19 protein-coding genes are annotated in these 18,089 nt (G+C 54.2%); 13 read left to right on the top strand and 6 right to left on the bottom strand.

The genetic code is table 11. The annotated features are described in order from the left end of the window. Positions 1-126 precede the first annotated feature (126 nt). Positions 127-2,841 (top strand): Ig-like domain-containing protein, encoded by a 2,715-nt coding sequence (locus PSE_RS24060; protein WP_083841613.1) that lies wholly within the window; start codon positions 127-129, stop codon positions 2,839-2,841. 217 nt (positions 2,842-3,058) lie between these two features. On the opposite strand, the gene hppD is transcribed toward PSE_RS24060, so the two are convergent. Continuing rightward, positions 3,059-4,171: a 4-hydroxyphenylpyruvate dioxygenase gene (hppD, locus tag PSE_RS24055; protein WP_014287157.1), complete on the bottom strand. Its 1,113-nt coding sequence runs from the start codon at positions 4,169-4,171 to the stop codon at positions 3,059-3,061. Between the two features lie 233 nt (positions 4,172-4,404). Between hppD and PSE_RS24050 the strand changes: the two genes are divergently transcribed. From PSE_RS24050 to PSE_RS24030, 5 genes are all read left to right on the top strand, one after another. Next, positions 4,405-4,872 carry an Lrp/AsnC family transcriptional regulator gene (locus PSE_RS24050; RefSeq protein WP_008551672.1) on the top strand — a complete coding sequence of 156 codons (468 nt, stop codon included), beginning with the start codon at positions 4,405-4,407 and terminating at the stop codon, positions 4,870-4,872. Between the two features lie 134 nt (positions 4,873-5,006). Beyond that, complete coding sequence (locus tag PSE_RS24045) at positions 5,007-5,789, top strand: tellurite resistance TerB family protein (protein ID WP_014287156.1); 783 nt, start codon at positions 5,007-5,009, stop codon at positions 5,787-5,789. Positions 5,790-5,874: 85 nt separating this feature from the next. Beyond that, positions 5,875-6,342: a DUF1203 domain-containing protein gene (locus PSE_RS24040; RefSeq protein WP_014287155.1), complete on the top strand. Its 468-nt coding sequence runs from the start codon at positions 5,875-5,877 to the stop codon at positions 6,340-6,342. An 83-nt stretch (positions 6,343-6,425) separates the two neighbouring features. Then, positions 6,426-8,036 carry a GMC family oxidoreductase gene (locus PSE_RS24035; RefSeq protein WP_014287154.1) on the top strand — a complete coding sequence of 537 codons (1,611 nt, stop codon included), beginning with the start codon at positions 6,426-6,428 and terminating at the stop codon, positions 8,034-8,036. A gap of 11 nt (positions 8,037-8,047) precedes the next feature. Beyond that, on the top strand, positions 8,048-8,617 hold the full coding sequence (locus PSE_RS24030) for a GNAT family N-acetyltransferase (protein WP_014287153.1): 570 nt from the start codon (positions 8,048-8,050) through the stop codon (positions 8,615-8,617). A 3-nt stretch (positions 8,618-8,620) separates the two neighbouring features. Here PSE_RS24030 and PSE_RS24025 read toward each other — a convergent pair whose 3' ends face one another. Then, the gene (locus tag PSE_RS24025; protein WP_014287152.1) at positions 8,621-9,199 is read right to left on the bottom strand and encodes a TetR/AcrR family transcriptional regulator; all 579 of its coding nucleotides are present in this window, start codon (positions 9,197-9,199) and stop codon (positions 8,621-8,623) included. A gap of 151 nt (positions 9,200-9,350) precedes the next feature. Here PSE_RS24025 and PSE_RS24020 point away from each other — a divergent pair, with 151 nt between their 5' ends. Together PSE_RS24020 and PSE_RS24015 are read left to right on the top strand one after the other, a co-directional pair. After that, positions 9,351-9,845, top strand: a complete 495-nt coding sequence (locus PSE_RS24020; protein WP_041768799.1) for an ester cyclase — start codon at positions 9,351-9,353, stop codon at positions 9,843-9,845. Positions 9,846-9,986: 141 nt separating this feature from the next. Then, entirely contained in the window at positions 9,987-10,874 is an 888-nt protein-coding gene (locus tag PSE_RS24015) for an NAD(P)/FAD-dependent oxidoreductase (protein ID WP_014287150.1), read from the top strand. A 7-nt stretch (positions 10,875-10,881) separates the two neighbouring features. On the opposite strand, the gene PSE_RS24010 is transcribed toward PSE_RS24015, so the two are convergent. The 4 genes from PSE_RS24010 to PSE_RS23995 form a co-directional block, all read right to left on the bottom strand. Continuing rightward, the gene (locus PSE_RS24010) at positions 10,882-11,283 is read right to left on the bottom strand and encodes a GFA family protein (RefSeq protein ID WP_014287149.1); all 402 of its coding nucleotides are present in this window, start codon (positions 11,281-11,283) and stop codon (positions 10,882-10,884) included. Further along, positions 11,280-11,744, bottom strand: a complete 465-nt coding sequence (locus PSE_RS24005; protein ID WP_041768798.1) for an SRPBCC domain-containing protein — start codon at positions 11,742-11,744, stop codon at positions 11,280-11,282. Before PSE_RS24005 ends, PSE_RS24010 begins: the two co-directional genes overlap by 4 nt. Beyond that, positions 11,737-12,063: a helix-turn-helix transcriptional regulator gene (locus PSE_RS24000; RefSeq protein ID WP_014287147.1), complete on the bottom strand. Its 327-nt coding sequence runs from the start codon at positions 12,061-12,063 to the stop codon at positions 11,737-11,739. The genes PSE_RS24005 and PSE_RS24000 overlap by 8 nt, the downstream gene beginning before the upstream one ends. A gap of 126 nt (positions 12,064-12,189) precedes the next feature. Beyond that, positions 12,190-12,888, bottom strand: coding sequence for a YafY family protein (locus PSE_RS23995; protein ID WP_014287146.1), 699 nt, complete (start codon positions 12,886-12,888; stop codon positions 12,190-12,192). 104 nt (positions 12,889-12,992) lie between these two features. Between PSE_RS23995 and PSE_RS23990 the strand changes: the two genes are divergently transcribed. From PSE_RS23990 to PSE_RS23970, 5 genes are all read left to right on the top strand, one after another. Next, positions 12,993-13,457, top strand: coding sequence for an SRPBCC family protein (locus PSE_RS23990; protein WP_208998041.1), 465 nt, complete (start codon positions 12,993-12,995; stop codon positions 13,455-13,457). 166 nt (positions 13,458-13,623) lie between these two features. Then, positions 13,624-14,409, top strand: a complete 786-nt coding sequence (gene modA / locus PSE_RS23985; RefSeq protein WP_014287144.1) for a molybdate ABC transporter substrate-binding protein — start codon at positions 13,624-13,626, stop codon at positions 14,407-14,409. Continuing rightward, the gene (gene modB, locus PSE_RS23980) at positions 14,406-15,110 is read left to right on the top strand and encodes a molybdate ABC transporter permease subunit (RefSeq protein WP_008551620.1); all 705 of its coding nucleotides are present in this window, start codon (positions 14,406-14,408) and stop codon (positions 15,108-15,110) included. The genes modA and modB overlap by 4 nt, the downstream gene beginning before the upstream one ends. Further along, positions 15,103-16,170 (top strand): molybdenum ABC transporter ATP-binding protein, encoded by a 1,068-nt coding sequence (modC, locus tag PSE_RS23975; protein WP_014287143.1) that lies wholly within the window; start codon positions 15,103-15,105, stop codon positions 16,168-16,170. The genes modB and modC overlap by 8 nt, the downstream gene beginning before the upstream one ends. An 88-nt stretch (positions 16,171-16,258) precedes the next feature. Continuing rightward, on the top strand, positions 16,259-18,088 hold the full coding sequence (locus PSE_RS23970) for an ATP-binding protein (protein WP_014287142.1): 1,830 nt from the start codon (positions 16,259-16,261) through the stop codon (positions 18,086-18,088). Position 18,089 lies beyond the last annotated feature (1 nt).

The raw sequence follows: 18,089 nt of genomic DNA, 5'->3' as shown, positions 1-18,089 counted from the left end.
TTAATTGAATTCAGGCATTGTTTATTCGTTCTGATTTTTGCGAGTTGTCTGATAAAATCAGTCAGTTTCGAGTAAGTGTGCACTCATAGGTTGTTTGTGTTTTATTATACACTTGGAGTGCAGTGCATGACTAATACGGCCCCGCAAGCTTTTCCGATTTCAGTTCGATTGAATGAAAATGGTGAAGTGGAAATCCGCGTGTTCTTTCAGGATTTTGATCTGGGAGATACCCATAGTCTGGAGCTTCATAGCGAAGATATGATCGGTTCAGGTACGGTCATTGATGAGGAAACATTCCGATATGATCCAGGCACTGCCTTTGACTACCTGAAACCAAGCGAGACAGCGACTGACACCTTCAGCTATACGGTAACAGACAGCTCTGGAGCGACTTCTACTCAGACAGTTACAATCACTATTACAGGCCAAAATGACGGACCGGTGGCTGTATCCGTGGCTGCTGAAACAGATGAGAATACCTCGGTTGCGATTACTCCAGACTTCAGTGATGCCGATGTGGGGGACAGCCATACGTTTACAGTTGATACTGCAGATACCAAAGGTGCCGTTGTCGTCAATGAAGATGGCACTTTTGCCTACGATCCCAATGGTGCTTTTGACTATCTGAAACCGGGCGAGACTGCGACAGACACCTTTACCTATACGGTGACAGATGCAGCTGGAGAAAGCTCCACTGAAACTGTTACTGTCACAATCAATGGTGTTGTTACAAACACATCACCGGATACTTTCCCGTACGAGTTTACCACTGACGAAGATAGCAAGATTGTTTTCCGTACGATCTTCCATGATCCGGATGTGGGCGATACGCACACTTATTCACTCAACACGGATGGCCTGAAAGGCACTTTGATTGAGACGGGTGATGGTGTTTTTGAATATGACCCGAGCATTGATTTTGATTATCTGGCAGTCGGTGAAACAGCCACCACCACCTTCACCTACACAGTGACGGATAGTCATGGGGCAAGTGATACAGATACCATAACCATCACAGTCACAGGCAGAAACGATGCCCCTGTTGCTGCTGCGATGAACGTCAGCACCACTGAAAGCAGCGCACTGGTGATTGTGCCGGACTTTGTGGATCCCGATACCACCGATACACACACCTTCACCGTCGATACAAGCAGCACGACTGGCACTGTTACAATCAATGATGATGGTACCTTCACCTACAATCCCAATGGCCAGTTTGATGATCTGGACCAAGGTGAGAGCGGGACGGATAGCTTTACCTATACGGTTACTGATGCGTCTGGGGTGAGCTCTACCGAGACGGTTACGGTGACTGTGAATGGGGAGAGTGAGGCAAACATACAGCCGGTTAAGATTAAGGCTTCTGATGGGGATGAATATGATCGTTTTGGCAGCGCAGTGCAAATAAATGACAAGGGCGTAATTGTCACTGGGTCGGCAAACGATTACCGGGCTGAGAACTCTGGTATTGTTTATGTCTATATTCCAGATGGGGAAGGAGGGTTTCGCGAGACTAAGTTGGTGGCCTCTGATGGTGCGAAAAATGACTTTCTCGGTGCCGCTACTGCGATTAATAACTCCGGTGTTATTGCTGTGAGCGCTCATGATGATGACAAGGGATTCCAAGCAGGTGCAATCTATGTCTATTCTCCCACTATTGGAGGAGGTTATGACGAGGTCAAGCTGACAGCCACTGACGCGGTTATACAAGATTATCTAGGGCAGGATCTTGTTATCAATGATACAGGCGTAATTGTAGCAGGGGCTTTTAATAGGGAAAGTGACAGGGTTGTGGTTTTTACGCCTGACGGAGATGGTAGATACTCGCAGGTAAGCTTGCCAGTGCCTGAGGATGGCCAGTCTTCCAACCGTGGTATTCATATTAACAATGAAGGAGTGATCTCTGTAGGGGGCAAAGGCGTTGTTAGTATCTTTACTCCGAATAGTGTGGGAGGCTTCAATGAACAGATACTAACTTCTCCCGACTCGAATCGTAGCTTTGGTCAGCATGTGGCAGTTGAGAATGATGGCACGATCATCGTAAGTGGTTCCGATGAAATCTACATTTATGAGCCAGATGGTGCGGGTAACTATGCGATCTCGAAATTTGCTGCAGATGCTTATTTCGCCTTTGATATGAACACGAACGGTGTGATTGTCGTCGGCAATGCTATTACAGGCAATGGTATTGTTGAAGTCTTTAGACCTGATGATGCAGGTGGTTATACGCGATTTAAGCTTACTGCTTTTGATGGAGCTGCGTATGATTACTTTGGAGGTTCAGTCTCCATTACTGACAATGGTACAATTATTGTTGGTGCAAATGCTGACGATGATAAAGGCAGAGACTCGGGTTCCATTTATGTGTTTACCCCTAATGAGGATGGTTCTTACACAGGCCCTGATGGCACCGTCTATGAGCCTACCGGCCCAGTGGAGATTACTGATCTTGGCCTAGCCGCCATGGAGTATAAGGGCAGTGATGCCAATGATGCGCTTCAAGGTGGGGAACTAGCCGATACGTTCAGCGGCAATGGCGGTGATGATGTTATTGATGGCGGGGCTGGAGATGACGTCCTAACTGGTGGTGAGGGTAAGGATACGTTTGTCTTTGCTGCTGGTGAAACTGGGCATGACACCATTAAGGACTTTGCTGGTGGTGAAGGTGCTTCTGATGTGATTGAGTTTGAAGCTTCAGTCTTTGCTGATTTTGATGCTGTTCTTGCCGCAGCTGCGCAGGATGGTGCGAATACGGTGATCAGCATTGATGAAGATACCTCCATCACGTTGGAAGGCGTTACCCTTTCTGATCTGCATCAGGATGATTTTTCCTTCGTCTAAGGCAATTTTGTAAGGTTTGAGAAACAGCCCCGATGGCTTCCCATCGGGGCTGTTTTGTTGCCAAGCAAGGAACGCAGAAAAGCGCTGCAAATGCGGCTAAAGGCTGGATGCCGATGTTCGCGTTAGGGGCTTTGAGTCCTTGCTCTCCCCAAAACACAAAAAAGACCGAAAGCGCCCCCGTCGCTTCCGGTCTTTTTTCAGCAGTGGGTCCTGCTGGTTATTCGGCGGCGGATTGTTTTAGGACGCCGCGTTGGATCTGGTCTTCTTCGATGCTCTCAAAAAGGGCGCGGAAGTTGCCTTCGCCGAAGCCTTCGTCGCCTTTGCGCTGGATGAACTCAAAGAAGATTGGGCCGATGACGGTTTTGGAGAAGATCTGGAGCAGGATCTTTGTCATGCCGCCGCCCACAACGCCTTCACCATCAATAAGGATGCCGTGTTTGGCCATGCGGTCGAGTGGTTCGGTGTGGCCGTGGACGCGCTCGGCGCTGCGGTCGTAGTAGGTCTGTGGTGGACCTGGCATGAACTTGAGGCCATCTTCTGCCAGCATGTCGGTGGCTTCGTAGATGTCATCGGTGCCAACGGCGATGTGCTGGATGCCTTCGCCTTTGTACTTCTTCAGGTATTCTTCGATCTGGCTGGTGTCGTCCTTGGACTCGTTCAGCGGGATGCGGATTTTGCCACATGGGGATGTGATCGCGCGGCTGACGAGGCCGGTGATGCGGCCATCAATGTCGAAGAAGTGGATCTGTTTGAAGTTGAAGAGCTCACGGTAGAACGCCCACCACTTGTCCATGTTGCCGCGATAGACGTTATGGGTCAGGTGGTCGAGGTAATAGAAGGTCTTGCCGGTTGGTTTGGCGTTTATTTCGCCGAGCCAGTCGAACTCTTCTGAGTAGGCAGAGCCTTTGTCGCCGTATTTGTCGATGAAGTAGAGCAGGGAGCCGCCGATGCCCATGATGGCAGGTGCATCGAGGGTTTTGTCGGAGCCGGTGTAAGGCTCTGCGCCGCGATTGACGGCATGCTCAAACGCCGTTTGTGCGTCTACAACGCGCCAAGCCATGGACGGGGCGCAAGGGCCGTGTTCGTCGATGAAGCGGGAGGCGAAGCTGTTTGGCTCAGCATTGAGGATGTAGTTCACATCGCCTTGACGATAGACGGTGATTTCCTTGCTCTTGTGCTTGGCGACAGGCTCAAAGCCCATGCGGCGGAAGAGAACGTCCAGCTTTTCCGGCTCCGGATGCGCAAACTCAACGAATTCGAAACCGTCGGTACCAGCCGGGTTTTCTGCTGTGATCTCAGCTGGTCCTGCATCGTGCGGAAATGGGCCCATTTGTTCCTCCTCAAACAAGGCGATGAATGCTGTTTGTCATCATTTGAGATGATGAAAACTGCATTCGCATCTGTTCTGCGTATCTTTGTCCGAAAACCGGTTCCCACTTTTCGGCGATACACTGCAACTTGGAACTATTCTGAAATATCTGTGGCGCGACAGGTTTGCATTCTTACGTAAAATCACGCAGTATATGCACAAATTGTGCGTCATATTTTGATTTGGTGCGAAAGATGATTGAGCTTGACCAGTTTGACCTTAAGTTACTTGCAGCGCTGCAAGAAGACGCCAGCCAGACCAATCAGGAATTGGGGGAGGTGATTCACCTTTCAGCCTCGCAGGTTTCACGGCGGCGGACACGGCTGGAGCAGGAGCGGGTGATCCGTCGCTATAAGGCTGATCTTTCGCCGGAGTATCTGGGGCTGGATGTGATGGCGTTTGTGGGGGTGGCGCTGGCTACGCACAACAAGGAGAACGCCCGGCTGTTTCGTGATCTGGTGCGCACCATTCCCAGCGTGCAGGAAGCCTATGCCATGACGGGGGACATGGATTACATGCTCAAGATCCGGGTGAAAGATCTGAAGGCCTTGAGCGAGGTGATCAACAATGATCTGCTGCCCCATGAGGCGGTGCAGAATGTGCGCAGCTCCATCGCGATGGATACGCTGCGGGACGATAACCATCTGCCGCTCGGGCAGTAGGTGTGCTCTCAAACATTACAATTTTGTCAGGTTGCACTTTTGCGGGAGAGAGCATCTTGAAGTGAATTTGATGGCTTCCCATGTCCTAAGAGGTTTGGCGTGTAGCGCCCAAGATCAACGAGATAGGATTACAGATGTTCGACAGCAAGGCACTTCTTGATCAGTTCTTAGGTTCCAACGGGGGTAATCAGGCCCGTGGTGCCATGGAGAAAGGGCAGTCGTACATCAAAAACAACGCTGGCGGACTTGCAGGTGGTGCTGTAGCCGGAGGCTTGGCTGGTTACCTTCTTGGCAGCAAGAAGGGCAAGAAACTTGGCAAAAAGGCCGTGAAGTACGGTGGCATGGCGCTGGTTGGCGGCCTTGCCTACAAAGCTTTCCAGACATGGCAGGACGGCAAGAACAATGGCGGCGGTGGCGGTGGTGCTGCAGCTTCCCATGGTTCTGCCCAGACGCAGACACAGGCGGCTCCCGCAACTGTGGTGCCTGTGCCAGAGCCTCTTGCCCTGCCGGACCCGACTGGCACTGCGTTTGACCCGGATGCAGGGAATGGTGATGCCAAAGAGTTTGCTATGGCGCTGATCGTTGCGATGATCCAGGCGGCCAAGGCGGATGGCAATGTAGATGGCGAAGAGATGCAGCGCATCTTTGAAAAGCTGGATGAGCTTGGTCTGGGTGCAGAGGAAAAAGCGTTCGTTCTGGATGAGATGCGCGCACCACTGGATATCGACCGTGTGGTGGCGTTTGCGACCTGCCCGGAAACCGCAGCAGAGATTTACACCGCATCCCGTCTTGCGATTGATCCGGACCTTCCGGCAGAGCAGGCGTATCTGATGATGCTGGCTGCGCGATTACAGCTGGATAGCGGTTTGGTTACGGAGCTGGACAAGGCGATTGCCGCGGCTCAAGCGCAGGCATAACCGCGCTTAAAAATGTATTGCTCGCAAATCGGGTGGTTACGGTTTGCGGAAGGCCATAGGTTGCTCCCAACTTAAGGAGTGACCTATGGCTTTTATTATTTCCGGATTGAAATCCAACGAGTTTGAAGCACTGAATGGCCTGAGCGAAGAGCAATTGGCGAAGCGCAATGTGGTTGTTTATGTGGCTGATGAAAAGCCAGGTTTTCCGTGCCGCATCACGCTGGATGATGCCGAGGTTGGGGAGCGGGTGTTTCTGCTGAACTACGCCTACCAGCCAAATGACACGCCTTACAAAGCCTCTCATGCGATTTTTGTGCGTGAGAATGCTTCTGATGCTACGCCTTATGAAAACGAGGTTCCGGTGTCGCTTTCTTCTCGCCTGTTGTCGCTGCGTGGGTTTGATGCAAACCACATGATGGTTGAGGCGGATATCGCGCAGGGTGATGATATCAAACCGATGTTGGAAAGCTTCTTTGAGAACCCGGATGTCTCTTATATTCAAATGCATTATGCACGGCGTGGGTGCTTTGCGGCGGTGGCGCATCGCGGGTGATCTAAACATATCTTACTAGTGCAATTGGCCCGTTCAGTTTCTATCTTAGGTCGCAAAGAGACTTGGGGCTTGGGAGGGCCGATATGCGCGCATTGGGAACCTGGGATTACATCGTGGTTGGAGCCGGTTCGGCTGGCTGTGTTGTCGCGAACCGGCTTTCTCAAGACCCGGATGTGAAAGTGCTGCTGCTGGAAGCGGGCGGCAATGACAAACATCCGTGGGTGCATATTCCCGTTGGCTATCTGTACTGCATGGGCAATCCGCGCATGGACTGGGGCTTCCAGACTGAGGCGGAGCCGGGGCTGAACGGGCGTAAGCTGAACTACCCGCGTGGCAAGCTGCTGGGCGGGTGCTCCTCCATCAATGGTATGCTTTACTTGCGCGGGCAGGCGCAGGATTATGACAACTGGCGCCAGCTGGGGCTAACCGGTTGGGGTTGGGATGATGTGCTGCCATACTTCCTGAAATCAGAAGATCACTATGCAGGCTCTTCTGAGGTGCATGGGGAAGGCGGCGAATGGCGCGTTGAGGAGCAACGTCTGTCCTGGCCGATCCTTGATAGGTTCCGTGATGCCTGCGAGGAAGTGGGCATTCCGAAGATCGATGACTTCAATGGCGGTGACAACTTCGGTTCCTCTTACTTTCAGGTGAACCAGCGCAAAGGCGTGCGGTGGAACACCTCCAAGGGGTTTCTGAAACCAGCGGCAGGGCGCAGCAATCTGAAGGTTCTGACAGATGCGCAGGTGACGGCTCTGGAGTTTGGCGGACGCCGCGCGACGGGCGTTTGCATGATGGTCAAAGGTGAGATGGTTTCTGCCGCCTGCACCGGTGAGATTATTTTAAGCGCGGGGGCGATCGGATCGCCGCAGATCCTTGAACTGTCTGGCATTGGAGCCGCTGAGCGGTTGACTGGACATGGGATCGACATGGTGCTGGATCAGCCGCAGGTGGGTGAGAATTTGCAAGACCATTTGCAGATCCGCAGTATCTATAAAGTTCAGAATACAGTGACGCTAAACCAGCGAGCGAACTCGTTGATTGGTAAGGCAAAGATTGCAGCAGAGTATGCGCTGAGCCGGTCTGGGCCGATGTCTATGGCCCCGAGCCAGCTTGGGGTGTTCACACGCTCTGACAGCTCTTTTGAGACGCCGAATATTGAGTATCACATACAGCCGCTGTCGCTGGATAAGTTTGGCGATCCTCTGCATGAGTTCCCTGCGATTACGGCAAGTGTCTGCAACTTGCGGCCAGAGTCTCGCGGCAGTGTTCATATCGGTTCTGGCAATGCGATGGCGCATCCGAAGATCCAGCCGAACTACCTTTCTGAGGAGAGTGACCGACGCGTGGCGGCAGATAGTTTGCGTCTGACGCGGTCGATTATGCAAACCAAGGCGATGGCTGAGTTTTCACCGGAGGAGTATCTGCCGGGTGCGCATCTGGTGAGTGATGAAGACCTTGCCATCGCTGCGGGAGATATTGGCACCACGATCTTCCACCCAGTCGGCACCTGTTCCATGGGCACGGTGGTTGATGAGCGGCTGAAGGTGAAAGGCATTGAGGGATTGCGCGTTGTCGATGCCTCCGTGATGCCACGCATCGTTTCCGGCAACACCAACTCTCCGACGATCATGATTGCGGAAAAGGCATCAGACATGATCCGTGAGGATCGCAAGAACTCTGTGGTGGCAGCTTAAGGGGCTTTGCTGTGTCGTTTACTGAACTTCCGGTTCCCAGACTAGAGACTGAGCGGCTGGTTCTGCGTTCCTGGCAGGAGCAGGACTTCGAGTGTCTCAAGACTATTTTCTGCGATGAGGAGACTGCCCGATATGTTGGTGGTGCCCGCTCAGAACATATGGTCTGGAGACAGATGGCGACCATCATCGGGCACTGGCATATGCGCGGGTTTACGGTGTTTGCTGTGGAGCGGAAAGAGGATGGCAAAACCATCGGTTATGCTGGGCCGTGGTATCCGCTTGAGTGGCCTGAGCCGGAAATCGGGTATGCGTTGATCCCGGAGGCTCAGGGAAAAGGCTATGCCTTTGAGGCTGTGCAGGCGGCTTTGGGGTACGTTTATGATGAGCTGGGCTGGGAAACGGCAATCAGCGTTATTGTGCGGGAAAACGAAGGCTCACGGTCCCTCGCCAAACGGCTTGGGGCTCACCACGTTGGTGACATCAATTTACCGGAAAGACCTCCCGCTGAAATCTGGAGGCATCTGTCCCCTACGGAGCATCGGAAACGATTGAGTTCTGGCGAATTGTTGGATGAGGTGTGAGGGCTATTTGCTCAGCCCAAGCATTGTTTCCGCGGCTTCTGTCATGCCCGCGCGGTACTGTTTTTCCGTTGTGATTTCCTGCTTCAGGCCTTTTGAGTAGGTGTTGAGAAGCCGCGCGATCTTGAGCGGTGTGCCTTCTGCTGTTTGCTGCAGATGAGGCAGGTTTGCCTGCTCAATTGCTGCTGCGACTTCAGACAGGAAGCTGGCTTCTGCGGACTGCATGATGTCGCCAGTTGTTTCAATCGCGGCTGCTACAAAGTCTGAGGCGACATGGTCGATCTTGCCAACGTACTGGCCGTGCCAGATGCCGAACATTTCCGTGATTATGTCTTGCAGAGGTTTGCCAGAATGGGCGGCTTGCTGCACCAGCTTTAGGTTTTCTTCAAACGTGAATGCACTGGCTTCGCGGAAGAGGTCTGTCTTGTCTTTGAAGTGAAGATAAAGCGCCTGCCGGGAGACATTTGCGGCTTGGGCGACGTCATTAAGTGACGATTTTCTGAAGCCAAACTGCATGAACACCTCAACGGCCGAGCTCAGAATACGCGCCCGGGTATCGCGAGGTTTTTGAGGATTGGTTTGCACAGCAGTCTCCCTGAATGCGGAAAGTCATAGTGCTGATCACGAACTTGTCAAGCTTTACAAACTTGCGAATCTTGTAAAGTTGGTAAAGAAAGAGCACTTCCGTTTAACAGGAAGTGCGGGGCTCGTGCTTCCCGAAGCTGAAGGACTTTTTATGTTGAAGTTGAAATCGCTGGGCATCGGGCTGGTGCTGTCTGTGTTGAGTGTGACTGGTGCTATTGCCGAGAAGCTGGCGCCCGTTGATGCGATGGCCGCATTTTATGAAGTGGCGGATGCGCGCCCGTTCGACCGGGAGACTTTTGTCTCGTTCTTCTCCGAGACGCATACAAACCATGATCCGCGTCCGGGCCAGACAAATGAAAGCAGCGGGGATATTGTGGCGGACTTTTATAAGTCTCTGCAAGATGGCTCGTCTGATGGGCGTCACGAGATCACGTTTATTGAGCCTGTTGGTGACAGCAAAGCGCTTGTGCGTTGGCGCTATGTGGGCACACATGACGGCCCTCTCTTTGGTGTTCCGGCTTCCGGCAATGAGTTTGATGCTGCGGGAATGGAGCTTTGGGAGTTTGATGAGAACGGCAAGATCAACGGGCTTTGGCACGTTGAAGAGATTGCTACGCTTCTGCAGCAGATTACAAAGAAGCCATGAACTGTTTGGAATGAGGGAGCCTTCGATTGGCTCCCTTTTTTATTTGGCGGTGATGATGTCCTGTTGTGTTTAAGGATGCTTTGGTGAGGGTGAAGTACTGTTGGCCAAGGAACTGGATGCCAGCAGCAGAGGGCCCTGAAGATGCATGATGTGATTGTGGTTGGGGGGAGTTATGCCGGGATGGCGGCGGCTTTGCAGCTGTTGCGGGCGCGCAGGTCTGTTCTGGTGATTGATGCGGGTGAACGGCGGAACCGCTTTTCTGAGCATGCCTATGGCTTTCTTGGGCAGGATGGGGCGAAGCCCGATGATATCTGGGCGCAGGCACGACAGCAGCTGGATGCCTATCCTGATCTGACCTGGTACGAGGGACAGGTGCAGGAGATCTTAGGTGAGATTGGAGCGTTTCGGGTCAGTACTGATAAGGGCACAGATTTCACAGCGCACCGGATTTTGCTGGCTACGGGTGTGCGGGATGAGCTGCCGGATATTCCGGGATTGGCAGAGCGTTGGGGCACGTCTGTTTTGCATTGCCCGTATTGTCATGGCTATGAGCTAAACAAAGAACCGATTGCTGTGATTGCTTTCAATCCCGTTTCCTTACATCAGGCGGAGATTATGCCGGAGTGGGGACCGACGACCTTCTTCACCAATGGCACAGTTCCCCTGGAGGATGAGCAGTGCGAACATCTGCTGCGCAGTGGCGTTACCTTTGAAGATATTCAGATTAGCCGTATTGAGGGCGCTGCGGATGTGGTGCTTGAAGATGGGCGTATATTGTCGTTTTCTGCAATTTTTGTTGTCTCCAACACCTATCCATCTAGTGGGCTGGCTCAGGCTGCCGGGTGTGCGTTGGAGGATCACCCCATGGGACAGCAGATCGTGACCTCTGAGTTCAAGGAGACAACCGTTCGCGGTGTGTTTGCCTGTGGGGACGTGGCCCGCGTTCCGCATTCCGTTTCCTTTGCCGTGGGGGACGGTGCCTGGGCCGGAATGCAGGTGCATCGGTCATTGCTTGATCCGGAGTTGTAGAGGCGCTTTATCTTGGTGCTGCCTCCAACTCTTTCATTGGTGGATCCCATGGCTGAGCGGCTTCTTCGAAAACGGTGAAAGCGGGAGAGAAGTGGCTTGGATCGTCCAGTGTGGCGGCGTGGATGTAGATGCGGTCCGGGAAGCGTTCTGTGCGGCTGGTGAGTGGGGAACCGCAGGTGGGGCAGAAGCCGGAATAGGTTGCTGCACCGTTGTCGCTTGAGGCTTTGTACTCGCGGATTTCTCCGTGAAACTGAACTTGACTGGTTGCCACTGCAAAGGCTGATGAATGGCCAGTGCCGGTCGCCTGCTGGCACTTTCGGCAGTGACAGTTGAAGGAAAATTCGATTTCGCCATCTGCTTCATAACGGACTGCACCGCAGGCGCATCCGCCGGTGAGTTGCTCTGTCATTCTTCCAATCTCCTTAGCCAGTGGCCAAAACAGATGATGCCGCGGCCCCAGCCGTAGGTGAGGGTCTGTGCTGCTTCCTGTGTTGGCAGGTGTTCGTGAAGGATGGTGATGCGGACGCCGCCGGCTTCCTCGGTGAATGTGATGGTCACCAGTGTGTCGCGTCCTTGTGTGAGGTGCTTGTCTTCCTCACTCTCCCACGTGAAGATCAGGGTGTTGGGGCGGGAGATTTCGACGTATCGGCCTGAATGGTGTGAGTGGGCCCCTGTCTCCGGCACCATACGAAATCGCCAGTGGCCACCGGGGGTGAGGTCCAGCTCCAGAACTTCCGCTGTGTAGCCGGGTGGGCCGAACCAGCTGGCAATGGCTTGTGGATCTGTCCAGCCTGTGAAGGCGGTTTCCAGATCCGTGTCAAACCACATGCTCTCGTTGACGCTGTAGTCGGGGTTCGCTGTGCTAGCCATCGCCATCTCCCTGTTTTTCGAGATAAGTGCCGAAGGAGGTCAGTTTCTGTTGCCAGAAGGCTTTGTGTCGCTCTGTCCATTCCAGCATGGGGTCGAGGCCTGCTGTGGCCAGCTCGCAGTGGTGCTCCCGACCTTTTACGGTGCGTTTGATGAGCTGGGCTTCCTCAAGAACCTTGAGGTGCTGCGAGATTGCGCCCGGTGTCATGTCGTGGTGGTGGCTCAACTCTTTCACGGTTTTGCTGCCGTGGAGCAGGTCATCCAGCATCTGTCGGCGAACCGGATTGGCAAGGGCGGCGAATGTGGTGTTCAGGTCGATCATGGTTTAGTAGATTCTATACTGTTTAGATACTTCTAAACAGTTATGGTGAGCGGTGTCAAGTTTAGCTGTCAGCGCTTGCTTGCGGGGCCTAAAGGGCACCTGAGGAGATGGCTTGGTAAGTTCCTGTTATTTCGAGACTTGTCGCCTGGAGGCTACGGTTTCTTCCCAGCCCTTGATGAGAGAGGCGCGGCGGGCGGGGTATTTATCGGGCTGAACTTCCATGGAGTGAACCCGGTCGGTGCGGAAGTGCCGATAATCGTCTCTGCTCTCGCACCACGCGACGATGTAACGGACCTTATCCAGATAGGCGATGAACAGGGGCCAGATGATGCGGGTGGTGAGTTGCTCGCTCTGGTCTTTGTAGATGAGCTGCAGTTTGGTTCTGCTTCTAATGGCGCGTCTTAGTATGACGCCGTCGAACTGATCGTTGGTGGGTGGTTTGGTTGCGATGGGTTTGACGCCAGCATCGAGTATGATCGGGCGTAGCTCTGACGGTATGGCAGCAGAGAGTTTGGCGACCAGATCTCTGGCAGAGCGGGCAAGAGATGGATCTGCTTGTGTTGCCACCCAAGCTGCGCCTAGTGCAGCGGCTTCCAGTTCATCTGCCGTCAGCATCAATGGCGGCATGTCGTAGGCATCGTCGAGCACGTAGCCTGTTCCGGCTTCTCCGGTGATGGGTACGCGCTGGGCCATGAGTTCTGCCATGTCGCGATACAATGTGCGCAGGGAGATTTCGAGCTCATCCGCGAGGGCACGGCCTGTGACAGGAGACCGGCTGGACCGCAAAATCTGGATGATGTGGAAAAGGCGTTCTGTACGACGCATTGCGGGCTCCTGCTGTCATGCTGCTGCCATAACGGTGTCAGCAGCGCCACTGTATCAATGGTTCAGCACCACGCAAGATGTTTGCGATGATTGAGGAGAACCCGATGATACGCTGCGAAAGAACAATGGTGATTGATGCCAGTCCGGAAGCTATTTGGAATGTTATTGGCCGGTACATGGATCTGGATGAGTTCGCCCCTCTTGTGAAGTCTGTTGAGGCGTTGACCGAAGGGGCTGACGGTGTTGGTTCAGTGCGTCGCTGTCACTTTGAGAATGGCACCTTCCTCGACGAGGAAGTGATGGAATGGGAGCCCAATCATAGAATGCGAGTGCGTATGTTTTCTATGGACGCTTTACCGCTGAAGGAAGCGCAAGCAGAGATCTGCATTAAGCCTTACGCCGGTGGAAAATCGCAGATCATCTGGTACCTGGAGTATCGCATGAAGTACGGGCCGTTGGGGTGGTTGCTGGGCCAAACGCTCGTGAAAAGCGGGATGGGCAAAGTAATTCTAGGTAACTTGAAAGGACTTGCCGAGAAGGTGAAGTCACCCCGGGCCATTGCGGCTTAGAGCCTCAGTCAAACCTTCAGCGAATATCGCCTTCTAGTGTTCGGGGAGGCGCTGTAGAGACGAATACGCTTGACGAAACCTGTGTGGGCCTTGATATGAGTCAGTGGTTCGAGTGGGTTAGGTCCTTATAGTTCAAGCCGGACTCGCGAAATGGAGTTATCTGGTTGTGACTGGTTTCTGGCGTTTTCTTTCTACGGCTGTTGTAAGCCTTGCGCTGATTGTTGGCGGTGGGGCTGGCTCGTTTGCGCAGGAGCCGGAGCGTATTCTGGTGTTCGCGGCTTCCAGCCTGAAAGATGTGCTGGAGGATGCTGGCGCTCAGTTTGATCAGTCTCACAACACTAAGACAGAATTCTCCTTTGGTGGTTCGCAGACCATTACCCGCCATGTAGTCGCCGGTGCGCCTGCTGATGTACTGGTGACAGCTGATGATGCGTGGATGGCGTATGCCGTGAAGAATGGTGTGCTGGTGGATGACAGTGTGGTGGAGCTGGCATCCAACGGGCTTGTGCTGGTTGGCTCTGAGGCGCTGGGCGCTGAGGATGTTGAGCTGACTGCTGAGGCTTTGCAGGCTGTGCTGGTGGATGGACGTCTTGCCATGGGAGAGCCTGAGACGGTGCCTGCCGGACGTTATGGCAAAGAGGCGCTGACCAACCTTGGTTTGTGGCAAAGCGTGGCGCAGCGCGTGGCTCCTATGGAGAATGTACGCGTTGCTCTGGCAGCTGCTGCACGGGGTGAAGTGCCTCTGGCGCTGGTTTATTCTTCTGACGCGAAAGTGGAACACGGTGTGCGGGTGCTTGCAGAAATACCGCAGGACAGTCATCGTGCTATTGTTATTCCGGGAGCCTTGACCTCTGGCCATTCCAAGGCTAGCGAAGGTTTTATGGAGTTTTTGAAGAGTGCTGAGGGGCGCAAGATCTTTCAGGCTCATGGTTTCAAAGTGAGCGGCGATTGAGCTTTTATCTGACGGATGCAGAATGGGCAGCGATACAGCTGTCGCTGCAGGTTGCGAGCCTTGCAATTGCGATTGCGCTGCCGCCTGCAGTTCTGCTCGGCTATGCTCTCGCCCGCTGGAAGTTTCCCGGATACACGCTAGTGAATGCCCTCGTGCATTTGCCGATTGTGTTGCCGCCTGTGGTGACAGGTTATGTGCTGCTGGTGTTGTTTGGGCGTCAGGGCATGTTGGGCAGCTTTTTTGCAGATGTGTTTGGCATTGTGTTTGCCTTCCGCTGGACAGGTGCTGCACTGGCGGCGGGGATCATGGCGTTTCCGCTGATCATTCGGCCTGTAAAGCTATCCTTTGAGTTGTCTGATGGGCAGTTGGAAGAAGCGGCGCATTCGCTGGGAACGTCTCGCCTCAAAACCTTTTTGCTGATTACGCTGCCATTGGCGCTGCCGGGTATCCTGAGTGGTGCGATCCTTGGATTTGCCAAGGCGATGGGTGAGTTTGGGGCGACGATTACGTTTGTTTCCAACATTCCCGGTGAGACCCGCACACTGTCGCTTGCGCTTTATACGGAGATGCAGAGCCTTTCCGGTGATGCGGGCGCAATCCGCCTGACGGTGATTGCGATTGTGGTTTCCATCTGCGCACTGGTGTTCTCTGAGGTGATTTCGCGACGCCTCTCCCGCAAGTTGGGAGGGCAGCATGATTGACGTCGATATCTCCAGCCGGTTGGGTGACTTCTCGCTTTCTGCCAAGTTTGAGGTGAACAGCGGGATCACGGCGATCTTTGGTAAGTCGGGTGCTGGTAAGTCCTCGTTGATCCGCATGATTGCCGGGCTGTCCGCTCCGGATAATGGCCGTATTGCGCTGGGCGAGCAGGTTGTTTTTGACCGGGCTGCATCCATCAACGTGCCTATTCAGCAGCGCGGGGTGGGCATGGTGTTTCAGGATTCCCGCCTGTTTCCGCATATGAACGTGGAGCGGAACCTGCTTTACAGCCAGTGGGCTGCAGGGCGGAAATCTGCTGTTGGTCTTGCTGAGATTGCGGAGTTGCTGGGGATCTCCCACTTGCTGAAACGACGGCCTCATGGGCTTTCGGGCGGTGAGAAGCAACGCGTGGCGATTGGGCGGGCGTTGCTTTCCAATCCGCAACTGCTTGTGCTGGATGAGCCGTTGGCGTCACTGGATGCCTCACGTAAAGCGGAGATCCTGCCGTATCTTCTGAAACTGAAGAACGAGTTCGGCATTCCCATGCTCTATGTGAGCCACAGTCTTGGTGAGATTGAGCAGCTAGCGGATACGCTGGTGTTGCTGGATGCCGGGTCCGTGGTGGCGCATGGGCCGATTGCGCAGATGTTGAGTAATCTGGAGCTGCCTCAATTGGCAAGCGGGCCGGATGCTGGCTCACTGTTGTTTGCTACGCTGAACGCCTATGATGAGCAGTGGCAGATCACTGAGTTTGGTCTGGAAGGACAGATGCTGCAGTTGCCGGGGCAACTGGGCACAGTAGGGCAGGATGCCCGCATTCGCATCAAGGCGAAGGATGTGGCTCTGGCACGTAAAGCGCCGGAAGAGGCCTCTGTTCGTAATGTACTTTCCGTCGTGATTGAAGGGATTACGGAGACCTCTGGCCCTTATGCTGAAGTGGATTGCCGGGTTGGGGAACAGCATTTGCGGGCGCGGCTGACGCGTCACTCCGTGCATGAACTAAAGCTCGCTGCCGGACAACAGGTATTTGCTTTGATCAAAAGTGTTGCGCTAGACCAGTGAACGAACACGCGTTACACCGTACGTGATTGAGCGCATTTGGTGATGTCTCGGGAGGCATCGGCACCATATTCTAAATCGGACAAGTGACGTGAACAGGACAAGCAGATCTGAGCGATGGCAACGGGTCTCCAGTGTTGCACTGGTGACGTTTGCTGTGTTTGCGCTTGTTGTGGCCTGGGTCGTGATGCAGCTCAGCGGCCAGTTTTATATGGCAGACCTGCAAACGCGCAGTCAGGCGACTTTGTCTGTGCAGGCGGCGGGGCTTGAGAAGTATCTCGACAAGTATCGTCTGTTGCCTCCGTTGTTGGCGCGGCGCTCGGATATTGTGCAGATCCTTGCTGAAGATGAACATGAGCGCGGGCAGAACGTTGCCAAGGTAATCGCGGGCATGTCCGGTGCGCAGGAAGTCTGGTTTCAGAAACCGGATGGCGAGATTGTTGCGTCCAACCTGATCGACAACGCCAGTATGGCTGAGCGGGGCATGTCCTCTTACGCTGACGCTTTGAAAGCGGCGCGGCAGGGACGGCTTGGGCGTCAGCTGGTGCTCTCCCGCAATGGCGGGCCTGCCAGCTACGTGTTTATCGCGCCGGTTCGGCAAGGTGAGCAGGATTACGGCTTTATTGCTGTACGTGTGAGCCTTGAGGAGGTGGAGCAGAATTGGGCGCTCTCCAAGGATCGCCTTGTTGCGGTGGACCAGAACGGCATTGTAGTAGCAACCAACCAATCCAGCTGGCGCGGAGAGCGACTGTTTGCGCAGCGGACGACACGGCGCGGACGAGTTTCGGGGACGCAGAATGGCGTGATCGACCAGCGCTGGTATGATCTGGACTTTGAGCTGGTGCGTCTGAGCCCTCCCTTCAACAAAACCAACTTCCAGATGATTGAGCAGGAGCTTCCGGTGTTGAACTGGAAGGTGGTGCTGTTTGCAGATACCTCTCAGGTTCGGCAGCAGTCCATCTGGGCGGCACTGGTGGCGTTGCTGCTGTGTGTTGTCAGCGGTGGTTTGTTCTGGATGGCGGGTGAGCGGCGGCGGAGATTGCTGGAGCGGATCCGGCAGGACAAGGTTTATGCGGCGCGGCTGGAAGAGCGGGTGCATGAGCGCACACGAGAGCTTTCCAACATGAACGCGTTGCTGGCTCAGGAAGTGAAAGAGCGCGAGGCAGCGGAGAAAGAGCTTCAGCAGGCGCAGGCGGGGCTGGTGCAGTCCGCCAAGCTGGCGACGCTGGGCGAGATGTCTGCTGCGATATCCCATGAGTTTAACCAGCCGTTGGGCGCGATCCGTACCCACTCAGAAAATGCGCAGGTGCTGATTGAGACGGGTAAGTCTGATCGGGCGCTGAAGAGCCTTGGCAAGATTGTTGCCATGGTGGAACGGATGGCGGCGATCAGCCAGATACTGAAAGGGTTCACCCGAAAAGCAGGGCGTGATCTGGTGCCGGTGAAGGTTTCTGCCGTTGTTGGTGAAGTGCTGATGCTGACGGGGCCGCGCTGTAAGCAAATGGGTGTGCACACTGAGGTGGTGCAGGACGACAAGTCCATTGAGGTTTTGGCCGGGCAGGTGCGCCTTGCGCAGGTGTTGATGAACCTGATGAGCAATGCGCTGGATGCGATGAAAGAGCAGCTGGAGCCGCGCATTCGGATCACTGTTTCTCACCAGGAGCAACAGGTGGTTATTCGGTTTGAGGACAACGGTCCGGGTGTGCCTGAAGATGTTGTTGCCAGCATCTTTGATCCGTTCTTCACTACAAAGGATGTTGGTGAAGGATTGGGGCTTGGTCTTTCCATCGCCTATAAGATAATCGAGGACCTTGAAGGGCAGCTGCACTATGAGCAGTCTGAGCTTGGCGGTGCGTGTTTTGTGATTGTGCTGAAGGACGTCTCGGAGACTTCCGGCGATCCTGAGGAAGAAGAAGTTTAGT

This window comes from Pseudovibrio sp. FO-BEG1 (assembly GCF_000236645.1).
Taxonomy (GTDB): Bacteria; Pseudomonadota; Alphaproteobacteria; order Rhizobiales; family Stappiaceae; genus Pseudovibrio.
Note: the sequence above shows the minus strand (reverse complement) of the source record. Positions and strands in the feature narration are given on the sequence as shown.

Excerpts from the sequence above, each read along its gene's own strand:
- PSE_RS24060 (WP_083841613.1), top strand. The coding sequence starts at position 127 with ATGACTAATACGGCCCCGCAAGCTTTTCCGATTTCAGTTCGATTGAAT.
- hppD (WP_014287157.1), bottom strand. The coding sequence starts at position 4,171 with ATGGGCCCATTTCCGCACGATGCAGGACCAGCTGAGATCACAGCAGAA.
- PSE_RS24045 (WP_014287156.1), top strand. The coding sequence starts at position 5,007 with ATGTTCGACAGCAAGGCACTTCTTGATCAGTTCTTAGGTTCCAACGGG.
- PSE_RS24000 (WP_014287147.1), bottom strand. The coding sequence starts at position 12,063 with ATGATCGACCTGAACACCACATTCGCCGCCCTTGCCAATCCGGTTCGC.
- PSE_RS24050 (WP_008551672.1), top strand. The coding sequence starts at position 4,405 with ATGATTGAGCTTGACCAGTTTGACCTTAAGTTACTTGCAGCGCTGCAA.
- PSE_RS24010 (WP_014287149.1), bottom strand. The coding sequence starts at position 11,283 with ATGACAGAGCAACTCACCGGCGGATGCGCCTGCGGTGCAGTCCGTTAT.
- PSE_RS24015 (WP_014287150.1), top strand. The coding sequence starts at position 9,987 with ATGCATGATGTGATTGTGGTTGGGGGGAGTTATGCCGGGATGGCGGCG.
- PSE_RS23995 (WP_014287146.1), bottom strand. The coding sequence starts at position 12,888 with ATGCGTCGTACAGAACGCCTTTTCCACATCATCCAGATTTTGCGGTCC.
- PSE_RS23990 (WP_208998041.1), top strand. The coding sequence starts at position 12,993 with ATGATACGCTGCGAAAGAACAATGGTGATTGATGCCAGTCCGGAAGCT.
- PSE_RS24020 (WP_041768799.1), top strand. The coding sequence starts at position 9,351 with ATGTTGAAGTTGAAATCGCTGGGCATCGGGCTGGTGCTGTCTGTGTTG.
- modC (WP_014287143.1), top strand. The coding sequence starts at position 15,103 with ATGATTGACGTCGATATCTCCAGCCGGTTGGGTGACTTCTCGCTTTCT.
- PSE_RS24040 (WP_014287155.1), top strand. The coding sequence starts at position 5,875 with ATGGCTTTTATTATTTCCGGATTGAAATCCAACGAGTTTGAAGCACTG.
- PSE_RS24005 (WP_041768798.1), bottom strand. The coding sequence starts at position 11,744 with ATGGCTAGCACAGCGAACCCCGACTACAGCGTCAACGAGAGCATGTGG.
- PSE_RS24035 (WP_014287154.1), top strand. The coding sequence starts at position 6,426 with ATGCGCGCATTGGGAACCTGGGATTACATCGTGGTTGGAGCCGGTTCG.